Here is a 17,084-nt window from a genome sequence, read left to right as displayed (position 1 = left end):
GCCGAATAGGTATGCGCTTTCTTTGATAGCGCTGGTCGGCGGGCCGTCTGGGCCGCGTGCCACGGCGCGCCCATTGCCGTACGACACCGTTCTTCTGGCCAATTCTGGCTTCATCTTTACAGATCCACGGGCACCTGGCTTGTGAGGGATGTTGAGCTCGCTCGTAGCGGTCCTCAAGATATCCAGGAGATCGCGGCGTTGGTCGTCATTGAGATGGCCTAGATTGAAGCCGCCACTTCGGGAGGCCGTTGCAGAACTGCAGTCAGCCGCAGAAGACGGCCTATTCGCGTCCTGCGCGCCATTCTCGATACACGAGGTTCAATCGGGCGCCTACATCGATGAACGGTCGCGGGGGTAAGGCTTGTGGCTTGTCGAACGCACTGAATACTTCGCCGAGTTGAGACTGATGCCCGAGCAAGTGTTCGGCAATTGCGATGCCGGCGGCGGTCGACTTAGTTCCTCCTATGCCGTTGCAGGCGCATGCGGCTAAGACGCTGTCCGCCACTTCGCCAAACAACGGTACCGAATTCCACGTGAGCGCCATTGCGCCCGCCCAACGGTACTGCATTTTCAAGTGACGGTGGTCAGGAAAGCGGTCCGCGAACTTGCGGTCATGAAGGTCGCTCGCACCCTTCATCGAGCCGGCGCCGACTTCGATCTTCGGGTGGTAAGTGTAGCGCGAACGTATGAGGAGACGGTCGCCGTCGGTCCCGTTGATGCGCCTTACGGTCGTGCCCATCGGTGCCGCCGGTGTCGCTCCCCATTTCCGAATGCCGCCAAGCACGGCGGGGGAGAACGCCTCGGTTAGCGAAGCGTAGGTGAAGACATGAAGAAGTTCACCGATGCCAAAACCGAAGCTCTCTGCGTGTCCGTTTGTCGCCAGGATAACCTTCCTGGCCCTCACCTCGCCTTTAGGTGTCTTCACGGTGCAGCCGCTCGATGAAGTTTCAATAGACAGGGCAGGCGTCCTCTCGAATAACCGGACGGGCTCATGAAACAAATCTGCGATGGCTCTCACCAGGGCAGTCGGCTGCACCATGGCCGCACCGGGAGTGAAGAGCCCCGATTTGAAAGTCCTTGTGCCCGTGACGTCCTGGATCTCAACTACACTGAGAAGCTGGTTCGGCTCGCCCAATGATTTGAGCTTCGAAGAGTAGACTGCGAGGTGCTCCGTGCCCGCATCGGTCATGGCCACGCTGTATTTGCCGCTAGGATCGAACACGTCTCTGTCCCAGCTGTTCTCCTCAGCCAAACGGGCATAGTGTTGAATGGCAGTCCGCGCGACCAAGATTTCGTTGCGGCTCTTGGCGACAGCGCCCACCCCGAAATTGCCCGACGAAATATCGTGAGGCAAATCGATGAGGAACCCGGAGTTGCGGCCGCTTGCCCCGTTCCCCACGACGTCGGCATCAATGATGGCCACAGACAGGGTTGGGTCGAGATCGGCCAATCTGACGGCGGCTGCCAATCCGGCGAATCCCGCGCCGATGATGAGCACATCGACGGTGATCGCATGAACCAGTGCCGGCGTGGGCGCCCTCGAAGGAAGCAACGCCGACCAGCCGGATTCCACGCCATGGACGGGAAGACGACGCGCGCGGAAGGTCTTGCTAGTCATCGCACCGCTTCTTGCTCAATCAGTGCGCCCAGGGCGTTCCGAAGCGCCGTGATCCGGTCCGCTGAAAGGGGCCGAAAAGGCTTCCTAGCCGTACCGCAGCCATATCCAGTGAGCTCTGAGGCCGCATACACGCTTGGCACATAGTCTCCATCCCAAAGCAGGGACATAATTGGTTCCAGCAGCCGCCAGAGCGACTGCACCTCGTCCCATCTTTTTTCACGGGCCGCCTTGACGATCGCCACACATGTGCGCGGCGCAATGTTCGCTCCGCCCCAGATCAGACCTGAGCAACCGGCGAACAGGGAGAACGGGACGAGCGGATCGGCGCCGTTGATGACATCCAAGCCGGTGCCGATCAGCCTGACCTGCGCGATCAAGTCGCCGCTGCTGTCTTTGACGGCGCGGAATTCGGGAAGTTCGCAGAGTCGGCGGAGCAGGTCCGGCGTTATGCGTACGCCCACCGCTTGCGGTACATTGTATCCAATGATAGGCAGTCCGACCTTAGCGACTTCGGCATAGAAGTCGAAGACGCTGTTGTCATCCGAAGGGCCTTCGAAGAAGGGCGGGAGTACCATGACACCGTCAGCGCCTAAGTCCTTTGCAAATTGCGTTCTTTCCACGACATCTGCCGTACGCAGTGCCGAAGTCTGGGCGATCACCTTGGCCCGTCCAGAAACGACGCGCGCGCCGCGTTCGATGAGGGACCTCGATTCATCTGGCGTCAGATAAACGTGCATGCCCGTGCCGGAGCTGATCACGATACCGTCGACGCCCGCGGCCAGATACCGCTCGATGAGTTCCTCGAAGCGCACGAAATCAATGCGCCCATTTGTGTCGAACGGGGCCGTGATCGCAAGATTGAGACCGGAGAAAGCAAATGATGACATTTCAAAAACCCTCGTTTGAACTGCTCAGGTCGATCCAAAGCGTTTTGGTCTGGCAATATTGATCATGAGCGTGGAAAGCCTTGTCCCGGCCGCCGAAGCCCGATTGCTTGTAACCGCCAAACGGCGTGGCGGCGTCCCCCTCCCCGTAACAGTTCACGGTGACGGTCCCCGCCTTGATCGCCCGCGCAGCCCGAAGCGCCCGTGTGCCGTCGGCGGTGAAAACGGAGGCCGCGAGGCCATATTCGGTCTCGTTGGCGAGCGAGACCGCTTGTGCGAGGGAGTCCACCCCGAGCACAGAAACGATCGGTCCGAAAATCTCTTCCCGGACGTGCTTGGTGTCGTGGCGGTCGAATTCCATGATCGTGGGCTCGATCGTGGTCCCATTGAATACCCGTCCGCCAGCCACCACCTTGCCTTCGCCTCCGAGATAGCTGCTGACCTTCTCGAAATGCGTCTTAGAGATAAGCGGACCGATACGGGTCTCCGGTTCGAGCGGGTCTCCAACGGTCCAGGTCTTGGCAACCTCCGTCAATTTCTCGAGAAGGCGATCCTTCACATCCTTGTGGACGAAAACGCGAGAAATGGCCGAGCAGTTCTGACCCATGTTCCAGAACGCGCCGTTGCCGATATGGGTAGCCACGGCGTCAAGGTCGGCAACGTCATCCATCACGATGCAAGGATTCTTGCCGCCCATCTCAAGGACCACTTCTTTCAGATTGCTTTCGGAGGAGTATTTCAGGAAGCGACGGCCGGTGTCAGTAGAGCCTGTGAAGGAAACGGCGTCGATGTCGGGATGGCGGCCGATTGGTTCGCCGACATTGGGACCATCACCGGTCACAACATTAAAAACACCGGCCGGAAGCCCAGCATCGAGCGCGAGCTCAGCTACCCGCAATGTGGTGAGCGACGTCTCTTCAGCCGGCTTGACAACGATCGTGCATCCCGCTGCCAGAGCAGGGCCGATCTTCCATGCAAGCATCAAAAGAGGGAAGTTCCAAGGGAGTACAATGCCGACGACGCCGATAGGCTCGCGCACGATCAATCCGAGAGAGGAGTCATTGGCAGGTGCAACTTGGTCATAGATCTTATCGACGGCTTCTGCATGCCATCTGAGGCTGTTGATAGCCTCGGGCAAGTCGATGTTGATGCAATCGCTGATGGTCTTGCCGCTGTCCAGGCTCTCCATCAGCGCCAGGTCGAGCGCGTTTTCCTCGATGATGGATGCCAGCCTGAGAAGGACTTTTTTGCGGTTCGCCGGGGTCAGCTTCGACCACCGGCCATCTTCAAACGCCTGCCGGGCGACAGCGACGGCCTTGTCGACATCGGCCGCCGAAGCTGCGGGCAGCTCCGCCAGAACCTTACCAGTAGCCGGGTTCAGGGTTGCATAGGTTTTGCCCGAGAGGGCTGCTGTCTGCAGCCTATTCACGATCATCTTGGTGGGCAGCTTCAGTGCTTTCGCCTGCGCCTTGTAGTCGACTTTATTGAGCATTTCTGTTCTCCCTCGTGTCAAAGTGACACCGACAATGATTATCCGTCGAGTTCGCCCTGCATGCCGCTTGGCACGGCGTAGAGCGCCACGTCGTTCCTGAAAACTTCGAGATGGGCGCGCACCAGTTCGCCCGCCCGTTCTGCATCCCGGGCTTCGATGGCCTCGATCATCTGATCGTGCTGCCGCGCGGCAGTCTCCTGGTCCTTTTGGATCCGCGTGCCGCCGTTTTGGCGATAGAAGATCTTTCCAATCCGGGCATGGTCGATGAGAAGCTTTTTGAGACTGGGAAGCAGATACTGGTTGTGCGCCATCTTCCCAATGTTCAGATGGAACTGGTGATTGAAGATCACCCTGTTCTCGACGTGGCCGTCGGCAATGGATTGCCGGAACTTTTGCTGAGTCCGCTTGAGAATTTCGAGGTCCCCAGCCTTATGATTGAAAGCTGCAAGCTTCGTCGTTCCGACATAGATCATCGGAGCGACGATCAGGAAATCCCGAAGCGTCTGGTACGACATGATGGATACGCGCGCAGCGCGGTTGGCCTCAAGGTCGACATAGCCTTCGCCCGCCATCTGTCTCATGAGTTCGCGGACCGGCGGACGGGACAGGCCGAACTCCTCGCTGAGAGCGACTTCGTCGAGAATCGCCCCCGGCTCGAGCTGCATCGTCAGGATACGGTGCACCAGCGTTTCAGCAAGAATGCCCTTTCGGTCCGTCGAGGCAGCAGGTTCATCCCGGATCATAGTGGCTTCCTAATTTCGAGGATAGACATATTGTAGACAAATCGCATGAGTCAAGATAGGTAGATGATACTGTCGCGTACGGTGAGAACCAATGGCGTTGCAGGGTGTTCCAACGGGTGGAGGCAAAACGGTTGTTTCATTCGTCACCTCGGCGCAGATCGGCCCCCTCCGTTCGGCTGAAGGTCGGGTTCATATTAGCCCGTTCTTTCACGTTGACCGCCTTCGCCATGTTTATCGACACGCTCAGACTGGCCAGCGATGAATTTGATAGGTCAGGTCGGATCACGGCGGACTGGGAGGTGCTGTCGCACAGCCGGCATCTCGTCACGTCGAGTTGCGGCGTCCAGGTCTCGCCGACATCTTCCTTCCTGGACCCGATGGAGTTTGACTATGTTGTTGTCGTTGGGGGACGGTTGACCGATGGTCAGTCGGTCGACAACGAAACCCTGAAGTATCTTCGGGATGCTGCAACCAAGGGTGCGCGATTGATCGGAATCTGCACCGGAACGTTCATTCTGGCTGAGGCGGATCTTATGGCCGCACACGAGACCTGCGTTAGCTGGCTTCATTACCTCGATTTCCGGGAGCGATTTCCTGATCTAAAAGTTCGGGCGGACAGAATCTATAACTTGGATACGACGCGGGGATCATGCGCGGGCGGCAGCAGCACGGCCGATCTGGCGGCAGAACTGGTGCGACGGCACATTGGAAATGCGGCAGAGCGAAACGCGCTCGAAGTGCTGCAGATCGACAAGGTTCGGAACGCAGAGTGGGTGCAACCGCGTCGGCCGCTGATGATGGAGGCGCATGACCCAAGGCTTCGCGCTGCACTAATCCTTATGGAGCAGAACCTCGAAAACACACTGTCGATTTCGACGCTGGCGGCAGCGTTGGGGATTTCCCGACGACAACTCGAACGTCTCTTTTTCAAGGAAGTCAACAGCTCCCCGGCGGTTGCGTATCGCCGGATTCGGCTGGAGCGCGCAAAACAACTTCTCATGAAAAGTGACGCTCCTCTGATCGATGTCGCTATTGGGGCCGGTTTCGAAAACGCCTCTCACTTCGCTAAGGTCTTCAAAAGGGCTTATGGTCAATCACCTTCTGTCTGGAGACGTTCGGAATTTACTTCGAAAAGTTGTGAACAATGAGCTTTGCCGCGCAGGCCCAGTGAGTCGAATGGCGCCCTGCTCCGGTCACCTCCGTATCGCCCATGACTAGGTTTACGCGTTGCGCTCGGTCCATTGTTGTTTGGCGCCCTGCCTGCAAAACGCGGCTACAACTGCCCAGCTGTCTATCAGATCGCGAGGGTCGCAGGATGAACTCACCGAGGAGACATATTGTAGACAAACTCTTTGATACGCTCCATGGTGTTTGCTGGCGAACAGTCTGTCGTGCTTGCTTGTGCTTTGGCCTTGGCCGTTTAGGAAGCCGATTGTTCCGCCAACGACGCGCGTTCGACCAGATGGTCCAGGTGCGCACACGCGGGGTCTTGTAGCCGGTGCCGGAGTAGCCGTTTCTCATGTTGAATTATCGACGGCTTCCGCTAAGCGCATTGCGCGCATTTGAAGCTGCCGCACGGCATTTGAGTTTTACCAAGGCTGCCAATGAGCTTTCGGTCACTCAAGCGGCAGTGAGCCGCCATATCTTGACGCTGGAAGACCACCTCGACACCCAGCTTTTCAACCGCGGCAACCAGAAGGTGTCGTTGTCTCCCGCCGGCCAGGAGTTGTTTGAGGCTGCGACCCTCAGCCTGGCGCATATTGCAGCGGCTTTTGACAGCGTGAAGAGAGGGCAGAAAGCCCGACGGTTGACCGTCGGCATGCCGATGTCGTTCGCGACGCTTTTCATGAGCCATCGGATTGGGGATTTCGTTGCGAACAACCCAGAGGTCGACCTGCACCTGGTCTCCCTCGAACGCAGCCCGGCGCCGGCGACGGATGGTTTTGATGTGTCCGTGGTAATGGGGTATTTGGCGCGCCCGGGGTTCACAGCCACCGAACTCTTCGGCGAGGAAGTCTTCCCGGTTTGCAGTAAATCTTATCAGACACACTCCCCGCGTATTCTGACTCCGGAGGATCTGGTAAACGAGGTCCTCCTTGTTATGGATGATCAGCACTGGTCGGCCTACCCTTGGTCACCCTTCGATTGGGTTCACTGGCTTGGACAGTTCGGGATCTCGTCCGACTTCAAACGTGTCATCACGTTCAACAATTATCCAACGATGATGCAGTCAGTGATCAGAGGCTATGGCATCGGGTTGGGCTGGCGCCATTTGGTGAGCGATTACCTCAAGGAAGGCACCTTAATACGGCCTCTTAATGAAAGCTACCTCACCGGCCGTAAACATCATTTGGTCATTCCGGATACAGCGATTGAGCGAGACGACGTTCAGGTCTTCCGCAATTGGCTGCTGACACAGGTCGCAGATCTCAATCCGGTTTCTCCGGCGCCAGTTGTGGAGGACATCAACGCGGGAGTCGTTGCACCAAGCGAGGTATCGGCGGAACCTCCAAACCTGCCTTCCGCCTGATAACATTTAGTCCTGCGGTGCATCACTTTTTATACGGTTGTTTTGCAGTTCCTCCGGGGCTAGCGTTTTAGAAACGTTAAGAGGGAATACCCTCTTGCTGGGCTGCAGATTCAGCAAAGAGTCCCTTAACGTGTAGGCAGCGACAGTTGCCGCGAAAAGTACAATTTCGTCTCCCGTGAGGCGGGCGAAATATTGGGCTGAGGCTGTGAATGATGCTGGCGACTATGATATAGCGCCAAGGCACTCCGCGGCCAGCTCCCAACAGGGTCTTGGCTGAAAGGACGTTTTGTGAAGCTCGAAGACTTTTTGGACCCGTTCAAAAGCTGGCACATACCGTTTGGTGACTGGGTTGATGGTGGGTTGGGGTGGGTTGTACAGCAATACCGCCCATTTTTTCAAACCTTGAAATGGCCCATTGACCAACTCCTGAGAACATTTGACATCGCGCTCAACGGCATCCCGCCGGTCGTTATAATTCTATTCTTCGCGTTGGTAGCTTGGCAGATAGCCGGATGGCGACTGGCGGTTCAGGTCGCAGGTCTGCTGCTGATTATCGGCTTTCTCGGCATTTGGGGTGAGACGATGACGACCCTGTCTCTCGTTTTCACCGCGGTTCTTTTCTGCATCGTCGTCGGTATTCCGGTGGGAATAATCGCTGCACGAAGTGCCAGGGCTGCCGCCATATGCCGGCCCATCCTCGACACAATGCAGACGATACCATCATTCGTCTATCTTGTTCCCGTGGTCATGTTGTTTGGTATCGGCAACGTGCCTGGCGTGATTGTAACGATCGTTTTTGCACTTCCCCCCGTTATCCGGCTGACAACACTAGGGATTCAGCAGGTCTCTGAAGAAGTGGTCGAGGCTATGCGTGCGTTTGGAGCGACCGACAGTCAGATCCTTTTCAAAGCCCAGCTGCCGCTGGCTCTTCCGAGCATAGTGGCTGGTATCAACCAGACTTTGATGATGTCGCTATCAATGGTTGTTGTCGCCTCTATGATCGCGGTTGGGGGACTCGGCCAAATGGTTTTGCGGGGTATCGGTCGCCTCGATATCGGGCTGGCTGCAACCGGCGGAATTGGTATTGTCCTTCTCGCAATCATTCTAGATCGCCTGGCTCAATCCGCGATTTCTCAGCGCAGACGCTACGCCGACATCGCCTGGCACCGGCGCGGTCCGGCTGCTCTCTTCACTGGTGTCGTTAAGACCTTCCAACCCTCTCCGGCGGGGCGTGGAGGACAGGAAAGTAGCCGGCGACGTACTTCTAACTAACAAATGGGAGCAACTATGAGTTACCGGTTCAAAACAGAATGGCGTTTTACGCGGATTGCCGGCGCTGTCGCAGTGATTGGCACTTTGGCGCAGTCCCCTGGATACGCGGCTGCGGAGGATCTTCCGGGGAAAGGTGTGACCGTCAGGCCCTTATATCTAGGCCAGGCGGAAGAACTGTTCGAAGGCTACGTCGTTAAGCTTGGCCTTGAGGATCTCGGCTATACAGTTGACGAACCTGCCGCAACCCAGGTTCCGCTTGCCCATATAGCGGTAGGGAACGGCGATGCAGATTACTATACGCCGCACTGGTATCCCCTGCATATAGCCTTTGCTGAGAAGGCTGGCGGCGATGCCAAACTTCGCCGGGTTGGGACGCTCGTGAAGAACTCAATTCAGGGATACTCTATAGATAAGGCCACCGCTGAAAAATACGGCATCAAGACGATCGATCAGTTAAAAGATCCAAAGCTGGCCGCACTATTTGACATTGATGGAGACGGAAAAGCAGACCTTTATGGTTGTGATCCGGGCTGGGGATGCGAACGCATCATTGAACATAACCTCGATGCCTACGGCCTTAGGGGCACGGTAACGCATAAGCAGGGAGAGTATTTCGCTCTGCTCCCCGACGTAATCCAGCGCATCCAGTCCGGCAAACCGACCCTGTATTACAGCTGGACACCCAACTGGCTACAGGGGGTTTTGGTCCATGGAAAAGATGTCGTCTGGCTGACGGTTCCGTTCACGGCGTTGCCTGATGAACAGGCTGGCGCGAACACGACCGTTCCAGGCATCGGAAACCTGGGATTTTCCGTGAACACTCAACACGTGATTGCCAATACGGAATTCCTAGAGAAGAACCCCGTCGCAAATAAATGGTTCGAGCAAGTTGAGGTCCCAATTCAAGATATTAACGACGAGAACCTTCTTATTCACAAAGGTGAGAAGTCCAACGAAGATATTCACGGTCATGCTGAGGCGTGGAAAAAAGCCCACCTGGACCAGTGGAACAAATGGATAGCTGCAGCGAAACAGGCAGCAAAATAACGAAGGAATTCGGACCGCATGCTCGCCCGGTAAGTGTACGCTGCCGGGCGACACCTCTCAACTGGAGCTTACCTTTGAAAGCGCATGCCATTGAATTCAAGGATGTTTGGAAGGTCTTTGGGACGAGTCCGAAGTTCGACCTCGCGAGTATCCAACGCGATGATCTTTCCAAGGAAGCCCTCCTGGAGCGACATGGGTGCGTAGCAGCCGTCGCTGGTGTCTCCTTCAAGGTGGAGGCGGGAGAGATCTTCTGTGTCATGGGACTGTCAGGAAGCGGAAAGTCAACGCTGGTCCGACATGTGAACCGTTTGATCAAACCGAGTTCCGGGCAGATCATTGTTGGCGGCGAAGACATCAATCTGAAGTCTGAAAATGAGATGCGCGAGCTCCGTGCCCGATCAATGGGGATGGTTTTCCAGAATGTGGCACTCCTCCCGCACCGAACGGTTCGCGACAATGTGGCTCTGAGTCTGGAGCTACGCAAGGCAAGTGTCCGGCAACGGTATGAGGTTGCGGAGGAAAAGTTGGAGCTTGTTCAACTCGCGGGCTGGGGCGACCGTTACCCTGATCAGCTTTCTGGCGGAATGAAGCAGAGAGTTGGGCTGGCTCGAGCCCTGGCGGCTGATCCCGCCATTCTGTTGATGGATGAGCCATTTTCAGCGCTTGATCCGCTCATCCGGCGTGAACTACAGGACGAGTTCAAAAAGCTTTCGACGAAGTTGGGCAAGACCACGCTTTTCATCACTCACGACTTGGATGAAGCAATTCGATTAGGACACCAAATCGGTGTCATGAAAGATGGAAAGATGCTTCAGATTGGCTCGGCGGACGACATTCTCGGAAATCCCAAAGACCCCTATGTTGAAAAATTCGTCCAGGGAAGCAGCCGATTGAAGCTTCTAAGGGCCGAGTCAGTGATGTTGCCGCTCGCAGAGTTTGCGAGCGCCGGAGAGCACTTGGCCCTGCCAGACGCCCCGCGGCTCAGCCTTGACGCTCCGATCAAGGAAATGCTCGACTTGTCACATCGCCATGGAAATATGCCGCTAGTGGTTGTCGATGCTAACGGAGTGGATGTGGGTATCGTGACTGCATCATTACTTCTCCGAGGCGTGCATGATCGACTTTAATTAGATTAGCGCTATACTTACTGCCGTAGAAGATCCGGCATTGTATAAAGCTTGTGCGAGCTTAGCCACGGCACAAAAGAATTAAACTCCAGAACCCTGAATTGGTTGGTCGAACAATGAGGAACTCTGAAAAGAAAACCGTAGTCGTAACCGGAGCTGCTGGCGGAATGGGCCAGGCAATCTGCAGAAAGTTCACGGCTAACGGATATTTTGTAGTCGCGGGTGACGCCAACCAGGAGCGTTTGATTGCCACAACTGACGAACTCAACCGAATTGACCAAACTGCTCTAGCCAAGCATGGTGACCTGAGAAGCAAGGCATATTGCGAGGACCTCATCGATACGGCCATCAGCCTTACCGGCCAACTGGACGCCCTTGTGAACAATGCCGGCATCATCACGCGTGGCACAATCCTAGAAACAAGTGACGAGGACTGGGAAAGAACTTTTGATATCAATTTGAAATCGATATTTTACACCTGCCGACGGGCCGTGACCTTCATGAAGGACCATGGCGGCGGTTCGATCGTGAATATCTCCTCGACCTGGGGCATTTATCCAGGGCCGACCCACGCAGCTTACTGCGCGAGCAAAGCAGCCGTAGCGACGTTTTCCAGATGTCTCGGCCGTGATCATGCAGCGGATGGGATCAGGATCAATGCCGTCTGCCCCGGCGAGATAGACACACCCATGCTTCGCTCAGGCTTTGTCCATCGCGGGTTCGATCCCGACACAGCTGTTGCCGAGCTCAGCAAGTCAAATCCGCTTGGCCGACTCGGTGCACCGGAAGATATTGCTGATGCGGTGTACTTTCTGAGCTCTGACGCCGCTCGCTTTATCGCGGGGGCCGCACTTGAAGTCGCGGGAGCCAAGGCGGTTTATTAGGCCAAGGCGGCCCGCCAAACCTCCCCCACACATCTGAGTTTGAGGGACTGCGAAAGGTCAACGGTAGCATGTTGTTCTGAGGAGCCATTCGGCGTGTCAAAGCGACGGAAATAGGCGGCAAAATGTCGTGGACGGCGGGAGCCAATTCCCGGAGCCGCAAGTCCTCGCTTTGCTAGGTATTCGGGGCCGGCTCTGTGCCCGCTCGCGTTGCGGTCATAACCTCAGTTCATAAGTTACATTCCTTTTTTTTGTTAGTTCCGGCGTTTGTATTGGCCTATATTCTCAACTTAAATCAGGATTGAAGAAATGTCTGCCAGATCTGGAGGCCGAGACGCTCGGCAGAAGTTGCGTTCCGACAGAACGGTAACGTTTTTGCCTGTTCTGGAACGCGGGCTGCCCTATATGGATTTGCTGAGTCCGGATGACTTGCTCAGACTTCACGACATTTCGATGCAAATACTTGAAGAGATTGGTATCGAATTTCGTGACGACGAGGCTATCGATCTCTGGCGCGCAGCGGGTGCCGACGTAACCGATCAGCGCGTCAGGATCGACAGAAACCAGCTGCTGGAATTGGTGGCAAAGGCTCCTGAATACATAACGGTACACGCTCGCAATCCCGCCAGGACAGTCACACTCGGCGGCCGAAAGACTATATTTACCCCAGCATACGGTTCGCCAAATGTCCTTGACCTTGAAGGCAAGCGGCGAAACGCGACCATTGAGGATTTCGTCAATTTCGCGAAACTCGCCTACCAAGCTCCCGCGATGCATATGACGGGAGGCGTTCTTTGCGAGCCGATGGATATAGCCGTCCCGAAACGTCACCTGCACATGAACTACAGTTTGATACGATACTCGGACAAGCCATTTATGGGAGCCGTGACCTCGCGTGAGAGGGCAGAAGACACGGTTGCAATGGCCAAGATTGTCTTTGGCGAAGAATTTGTTCAGAACAACACAGTGATGGTGTCGCTTGCCAACTGCAATTCGCCTCTCGTCTGGGATGCGACTATGCTCGATGCCGTTAAGGTTTACTCGGCAAACAATCAGGCCATGATCTTTGCGCCGTTTGTTCTTGGCGGAGCCAGCACTCCGGCCAGCACTGTGGCTGCGGTCGCGCAGCTTAATGCCGAAGCACTTGCTGGCGTTGCCTTTGCGCAGCTGGTCCGGCCAGGTGCGCCTTGCATTTATGGGCAATGGTTGGCGACCGTTTCAATGAAGAGCGGCGCACCAATGGCAGGAACACCCGAGATTTGTCATATGAATATGTTGGTGGGTCAACTGGCCAGGCACTACAAACTGCCTTGGCGCTGCAGTGGCAGCAACACAAGCTCAAAGCTCGTCGATGCCCAGGCAGGGTATGAGGCGGCCCGCAATATGTACGGCGCGCTTATCGCCGGCGCGAACTTTGTTCTTTCGTCCACCGGGTATCTCGAAGCAGCTCTGACCCAGAGCTATAGCAAGTTTATGCTCGATGCAGAGCAGATGGTGATGTTCTATAAGCTTGGGCAAGGCATAGTGATGAGCGAGATGGATGAAACGCTCGATGCGATCCGCCAAAGTGAGCCAGGCAGTCACTATCTTGGTACCGAACATACACTGAAGAATTTCGAGAAGGCCTTTTTCACACCTGAGTTGATGAACCACGACAGCTTCGAGCAATGGTCATTCGCCGGCGCCAAGGATGCCAATACTCGGGGACGCGATGCGGCTGTGCAAGCCCTGCAAGATTATCAAGCACCGCCGATTGACGAAGCAGTCGACGAAGCGCTCCTCGACTTCATGAAACGTCGGGAACTTGATATCGGTGAGGCCGTCCTCTAGGCGGCAAGTAATTCCAGCAACGAGGTCGCGCTACGTGCGCCCTCTCCCCTCGTCCCGAACGAAGGCTGAGCTCGGCATCGCGCGCACGTTCACGACAGCCAAAATCGCGCTGAGGCCTTTTAGGTTCAGAGAACATCCCGAGCAGCCTTGTGAAGCGCATGGAAGGATTGTGATGAACATACGCCCAGATATCAGCACCATCAAATCGGTGACCACGCCGGAGAATTTGCCACAGGCGGGCCGGCCAATCGACCTGGTGGTTCTGGTGCTGCCAGGATTCTCGCAATTGGCGCTTCACGCCTTCATTGAACCGTTTCGCATCGCCAATACGGTATCGAAGCTCGCGCTGTTCCGGTGGCGGATCGCGGGACTTGACGAACGATCTGTTGAGGGTGCTAGCGGCCTTTCAGTTGCCGTTGACGTAACGATAGACGAACTGAATTCCTGTTTAGGCGCCCGGAGGCCGCAGCATGTCGCGGTTATCGCGGGTGAGCCGGTTGGGCGGCGGCTGACGCCACAGCTCAATAATTTCTTGCGAACGATCGCACGCCACGGGGTGGGGGTATCCGCGGTTGGAACAGCGACATGGTTGCTCGCGCAGACCGGGCTGCTAGAAGGCACACGCTGCACGATCCACTGGTCGCGGCTGGCAGCCTTCACGGAAGTGTTTAGGCAGCCGCATATCCGAGACGCTCTGTTCGTAAAGGACGGGCAGTTTTCGACCTGTGCGGGTGAATTGGCTTCGTTCGATTTGGCCGTCGATATCATCGCCAGCCATGTCGGCGGGTATACAGCACAGGAGGTCTGCCGCTACGCGACTGTCGAAGGTCAGCGCTCTGGTTCGAACCGGCAGACCGGGCCGACGGGGCTCGCCTTTGGCGGTGTGAGCGATAAGCTCCAGATGGCTATGCGGATTATGGAAGAGAACGTGGAATACCCACTGACCATGAGCGAAATTGCTCGACGGGCGGGCGTGTCGCGGCGGCAACTCGAGCGCTTGTTTGCAGCACACGTTCACATCCCGCCGGTACGCCATTACCTCCGGATCCGTGTAGATCATGCCAAGCGCCTGATCGAAGGCACAAGCATGCCCATAATCGATATTGCGATGGCCTGCGGGTTTTTGTCGCCTTCACACTTCGCAAAGTGCTTCAGAACCTTTAACGGCCTTTCACCTCAGCAGTGTCGATTGACGACGCCGGCTTGGGTCGGACCCGGCCTCGGCTAGACAATACGAAAAAACCAAAGGATCGTTGCAATCCAGGTTTTCGACCGTTTAGTTAGGCCGACCGGCATAGACCAAGAGAAGGCACGGGATCCAAGGTCCACACGCGTTGCGCGGTTCGTAGCCTCAATGCCTAAACTGCAATCCTTGGCCGGCCTGACGCTACCGCCACCACATGCGCCTCGATGAACATGCGCTGGGCTTCGACGGTGGAGACGCGGAATTCGGTTGATACCTCGATTTCGGCGCTGTCGGTGCCGGCGTCTTTCGCCCGTTTGGCGACGATGGCGCGCACGTCGGCTTCGGCCGCCGCGATCGCCGCCGCCTCGTCGGTGAAATCGCGCATGGTTTCGCCCGAGGCGAGGCGAAAGAGGCCTTCCTGGGGCTGGCTGACCCGCGCCTCGGCCGAAACCCGGACCTGGCCGACGACGGCGCCGAGCGCGTTGGCGACGTCGGTGTCTTCGGGCACCACGCAGTCATTGCCGACCAGCTCGGCGAGGCCGGCGTAATGCAGCGGCGCCGAGGCGCCGAGGCCGATGACCGGACGGTCGAGCGCGACGGTCAGCCGAGCGATGCCGGGATGCGAATCGACCGCGCGCTGCACCAAAGCATGCGCGACGGTGGCGGCGCCATCCAGCCCATCCTCGGCAAAGGCGGTCTCAAGGATGACTTCGGCCGACAACCGGGTCAGCGTGGTCAACACCCGCTCCGAAATTGCTTCCGGCGATGCGGCGATCGATTGCCCGCGGCCGTCGCGCTTGCGGGCGAACAATTCGGCGCCGAGACGGGCCGCCACCGGGTCCCAGTTGGCCTGCTTGCCCAGCACATGGGCGGCGTCGGACGGCGTGAAGCCGGCGACATGCACCAGCCCGCGCGACACCAGCCGGTTCAGCGTGGCGTTCTGGGCGTTGGACATCATCAGCAATTTGTCGACGGCGAGCGGCACGGCGCCGATCAGCTCGTAGAGTTTTGCTTCGGCGCCGGTGAGGCCAGCCGCCAGCCGGTCGGGCACGCCGGTGCGCACCGCCAGGCGGCCATCCATGCGGCCGGGGTTGGGCGCGCGCAGCTGGCGTTCGAGCTCCGATGTCACCGCCTCGCCATGCACCATTCCGGCCAGCGCCAGCGGCACCAGGCGGCGCGGGCCGAGCAGGATTCTTGGGTTGAGCGCGCCATCTTCCAGCGCCACTTCGGAATCGCCGCCGAGCCCAAAGGTGCGCATGGCGACGGCCTCGACCATGGTGCGGAAGCCGCCCACGGTGGCGCCTTCCGGGTCGAGCCTGGGACGGCCCTTGTCGAGCACGGCGACGTCGGTGGTGGTGCCGCCAATGTCGGAGACGATCGCATTGTCGAGCCCGGTCATGTGGCGGGCGCCGACGAGGCTGGCGGCCGGGCCGGACAGAATGGTCTCGATCGGCCGCTGGCGGGCAAACGCCGCCGAAACCAGCGCGCCATCGCCGCGCACCACCATTAGGGGAGCGATAATCTTGCGGGCGTCGAGAAAGCCTTCGGTCGCAGCCACCAGCCGGTCGATCATCGAGATCAGCCTGGCGTTGAGCAGCGTCGTCAGCGCCCGGCGCGGACCGCCGAGCTTGGCCGACAGCTCGTGGCTGGCGGTGACCGGCAGGCCGGTCTTTTCGCGGATCAGGTCGCGGGCAGCGAGCTCATGCGCCGGATTGCGGGTGGCAAAATAGGCGCAGACGGCAAAGCCCGACACCGAGGCGCCGAGCTCGGGTAAGGCCGCCTCCAGCCCGGACAGATCGAGCTTGGCCGCATTGCCGTGGACATCATGGCCGCCGGGGCAGAACCCCACGGGGTCGGTGCCCAAAGCCGTCTTCAGCCCGTCGCGGGCAAGATCGGTCTCGGAAAAGCCGATCATGACCAGCGCCACGCGGCCGCCCTGGCCTTCGACCAGCGCGTTGGTGGCCAATGTCGTCGACATCGACACCAGTTTTATCGCCGTGGGATCGCTGCCGGCCTTCTGCAGCACCGCATCGACCGCACCCGATATGCCGACCGCGAGATCATGGCGCGTGGTCAGCGCCTTGGCCTTGGCCAGCACCTTGCCCTTGCTGGGGCCTTGCTGCGAGCCTTCAGTCTCAGACCACAGCACAGCGTCCGTGTAGGTGCCGCCAGTGTCGATCCCGAGGAAGAGCGGTTTTTTGTTGGGCCTGGCGCTCATCACCGGCAGTGCGGTCGCTGTTGGTTTTCTCCACCTCTTGGCCGATGCAGAATTCCCTGACCGTCCGCAAGGGTGAGAAGATTGACAAGATCGTGCGCCCCAACGCAGGATCCTTTGTCTTCAGGGGGATAGCCTCGTTCGCAACCCGTTCGACGCCGAAGTCCCACTATGCCCGCGCCTTCGTCAGTTTGGCTCGATACTCCTCGTCCAGGATGGCGGGCAGAGATATCTTTTTGGTTCGCGCACCGTCGACAGA

Annotated in this window: 13 protein-coding genes; 8 read left to right on the top strand and 5 right to left on the bottom strand. The window is 57.8% G+C overall.

Annotated elements, in window-relative coordinates:
- Positions 1–280 precede the first annotated feature (280 nt).
- Genes OHD62_RS35310 through OHD62_RS35295 form a run of 4 tightly spaced genes read right to left on the bottom strand, consistent with a single transcriptional unit; the run spans position 281 to position 4,737 of the window.
- A complete protein-coding gene (locus OHD62_RS35310; protein WP_263792361.1) occupies positions 281–1,618 on the bottom strand; it encodes an NAD(P)/FAD-dependent oxidoreductase in 1,338 nt (445 codons plus the stop codon).
- The gene (locus OHD62_RS35305) at positions 1,615–2,505 is read right to left on the bottom strand and encodes a dihydrodipicolinate synthase family protein (protein ID WP_263792359.1); all 891 of its coding nucleotides are present in this window, start codon (positions 2,503–2,505) and stop codon (positions 1,615–1,617) included. The genes OHD62_RS35310 and OHD62_RS35305 overlap by 4 nt, the downstream gene beginning before the upstream one ends.
- Before the next feature lies 1 nt (position 2,506).
- Positions 2,507–3,994 (bottom strand): aldehyde dehydrogenase, encoded by a 1,488-nt coding sequence (locus OHD62_RS35300; protein ID WP_263792357.1) that lies wholly within the window; start codon positions 3,992–3,994, stop codon positions 2,507–2,509.
- A gap of 38 nt (positions 3,995–4,032) precedes the next feature.
- Positions 4,033–4,737 carry a GntR family transcriptional regulator gene (locus OHD62_RS35295; RefSeq protein WP_263792355.1) on the bottom strand — a complete coding sequence of 235 codons (705 nt, stop codon included), beginning with the start codon at positions 4,735–4,737 and terminating at the stop codon, positions 4,033–4,035.
- A 227-nt stretch (positions 4,738–4,964) separates the two neighbouring features.
- On the opposite strand from OHD62_RS35295, the gene OHD62_RS35290 reads away from it, so the two are divergent.
- The 8 genes from OHD62_RS35290 to OHD62_RS35255 all read left to right on the top strand — a co-directional run bounded on the left by OHD62_RS35290 (position 4,965) and on the right by OHD62_RS35255 (position 14,652).
- A complete protein-coding gene (locus OHD62_RS35290) occupies positions 4,965–5,885 on the top strand; it encodes a GlxA family transcriptional regulator (protein ID WP_263792353.1) in 921 nt (306 codons plus the stop codon).
- Positions 5,886–6,256: 371 nt separating this feature from the next.
- Positions 6,257–7,267: a LysR substrate-binding domain-containing protein gene (locus OHD62_RS35285; RefSeq protein WP_263792351.1), complete on the top strand. Its 1,011-nt coding sequence runs from the start codon at positions 6,257–6,259 to the stop codon at positions 7,265–7,267.
- A gap of 288 nt (positions 7,268–7,555) precedes the next feature.
- The gene (locus tag OHD62_RS35280; protein WP_263792350.1) at positions 7,556–8,539 is read left to right on the top strand and encodes an ABC transporter permease; all 984 of its coding nucleotides are present in this window, start codon (positions 7,556–7,558) and stop codon (positions 8,537–8,539) included.
- Positions 8,540–8,554: 15 nt separating this feature from the next.
- Positions 8,555–9,586 carry a glycine betaine/L-proline ABC transporter substrate-binding protein ProX gene (gene proX, locus OHD62_RS35275; RefSeq protein ID WP_263792347.1) on the top strand — a complete coding sequence of 344 codons (1,032 nt, stop codon included), beginning with the start codon at positions 8,555–8,557 and terminating at the stop codon, positions 9,584–9,586.
- Between the two features lie 74 nt (positions 9,587–9,660).
- Positions 9,661–10,713: a quaternary amine ABC transporter ATP-binding protein gene (locus OHD62_RS35270; RefSeq protein ID WP_263792345.1), complete on the top strand. Its 1,053-nt coding sequence runs from the start codon at positions 9,661–9,663 to the stop codon at positions 10,711–10,713.
- A gap of 116 nt (positions 10,714–10,829) precedes the next feature.
- Positions 10,830–11,597, top strand: a complete 768-nt coding sequence (locus tag OHD62_RS35265; protein WP_263792344.1) for an SDR family NAD(P)-dependent oxidoreductase — start codon at positions 10,830–10,832, stop codon at positions 11,595–11,597.
- Between the two features lie 306 nt (positions 11,598–11,903).
- Positions 11,904–13,424, top strand: a complete 1,521-nt coding sequence (locus OHD62_RS35260) for a trimethylamine methyltransferase family protein (RefSeq protein ID WP_263792342.1) — start codon at positions 11,904–11,906, stop codon at positions 13,422–13,424.
- Positions 13,425–13,596: 172 nt separating this feature from the next.
- Entirely contained in the window at positions 13,597–14,652 is a 1,056-nt protein-coding gene (locus OHD62_RS35255) for a GlxA family transcriptional regulator (protein ID WP_263792340.1), read from the top strand.
- 130 nt (positions 14,653–14,782) lie between these two features.
- Here OHD62_RS35255 and OHD62_RS35250 read toward each other — a convergent pair whose 3' ends face one another.
- Positions 14,783–16,828, bottom strand: a complete 2,046-nt coding sequence (locus OHD62_RS35250) for a hydantoinase/oxoprolinase family protein (protein WP_263792338.1) — start codon at positions 16,826–16,828, stop codon at positions 14,783–14,785.
- Positions 16,829–17,084: the final 256 nt, after the last annotated feature.

Origin of the sequence: Mesorhizobium sp. YC-39, assembly GCF_025753795.1 — a bacterium.
Taxonomy (GTDB): Bacteria; Pseudomonadota; Alphaproteobacteria; order Rhizobiales; family Rhizobiaceae; genus Mesorhizobium.
Note: the sequence above shows the minus strand (reverse complement) of the source record. Positions and strands in the feature narration are given on the sequence as shown.

Coding starts and splice junctions, on each gene's coding strand:
- OHD62_RS35310 (WP_263792361.1), bottom strand. CDS start 1,618: ATGACTAGCAAGACCTTCCGCGCGCGTCGTCTTCCCGTCCATGGCGTG.
- OHD62_RS35305 (WP_263792359.1), bottom strand. CDS start 2,505: ATGTCATCATTTGCTTTCTCCGGTCTCAATCTTGCGATCACGGCCCCG.
- OHD62_RS35300 (WP_263792357.1), bottom strand. CDS start 3,994: ATGCTCAATAAAGTCGACTACAAGGCGCAGGCGAAAGCACTGAAGCTG.
- OHD62_RS35295 (WP_263792355.1), bottom strand. CDS start 4,737: ATGATCCGGGATGAACCTGCTGCCTCGACGGACCGAAAGGGCATTCTT.
- OHD62_RS35290 (WP_263792353.1), top strand. CDS start 4,965: ATGTTTATCGACACGCTCAGACTGGCCAGCGATGAATTTGATAGGTCA.
- OHD62_RS35285 (WP_263792351.1), top strand. CDS start 6,257: ATGTTGAATTATCGACGGCTTCCGCTAAGCGCATTGCGCGCATTTGAA.
- proX (WP_263792347.1), top strand. CDS start 8,555: ATGAGTTACCGGTTCAAAACAGAATGGCGTTTTACGCGGATTGCCGGC.
- OHD62_RS35265 (WP_263792344.1), top strand. CDS start 10,830: ATGAGGAACTCTGAAAAGAAAACCGTAGTCGTAACCGGAGCTGCTGGC.
- OHD62_RS35260 (WP_263792342.1), top strand. CDS start 11,904: ATGTCTGCCAGATCTGGAGGCCGAGACGCTCGGCAGAAGTTGCGTTCC.
- OHD62_RS35255 (WP_263792340.1), top strand. CDS start 13,597: ATGAACATACGCCCAGATATCAGCACCATCAAATCGGTGACCACGCCG.
- OHD62_RS35250 (WP_263792338.1), bottom strand. CDS start 16,828: ATGAGCGCCAGGCCCAACAAAAAACCGCTCTTCCTCGGGATCGACACT.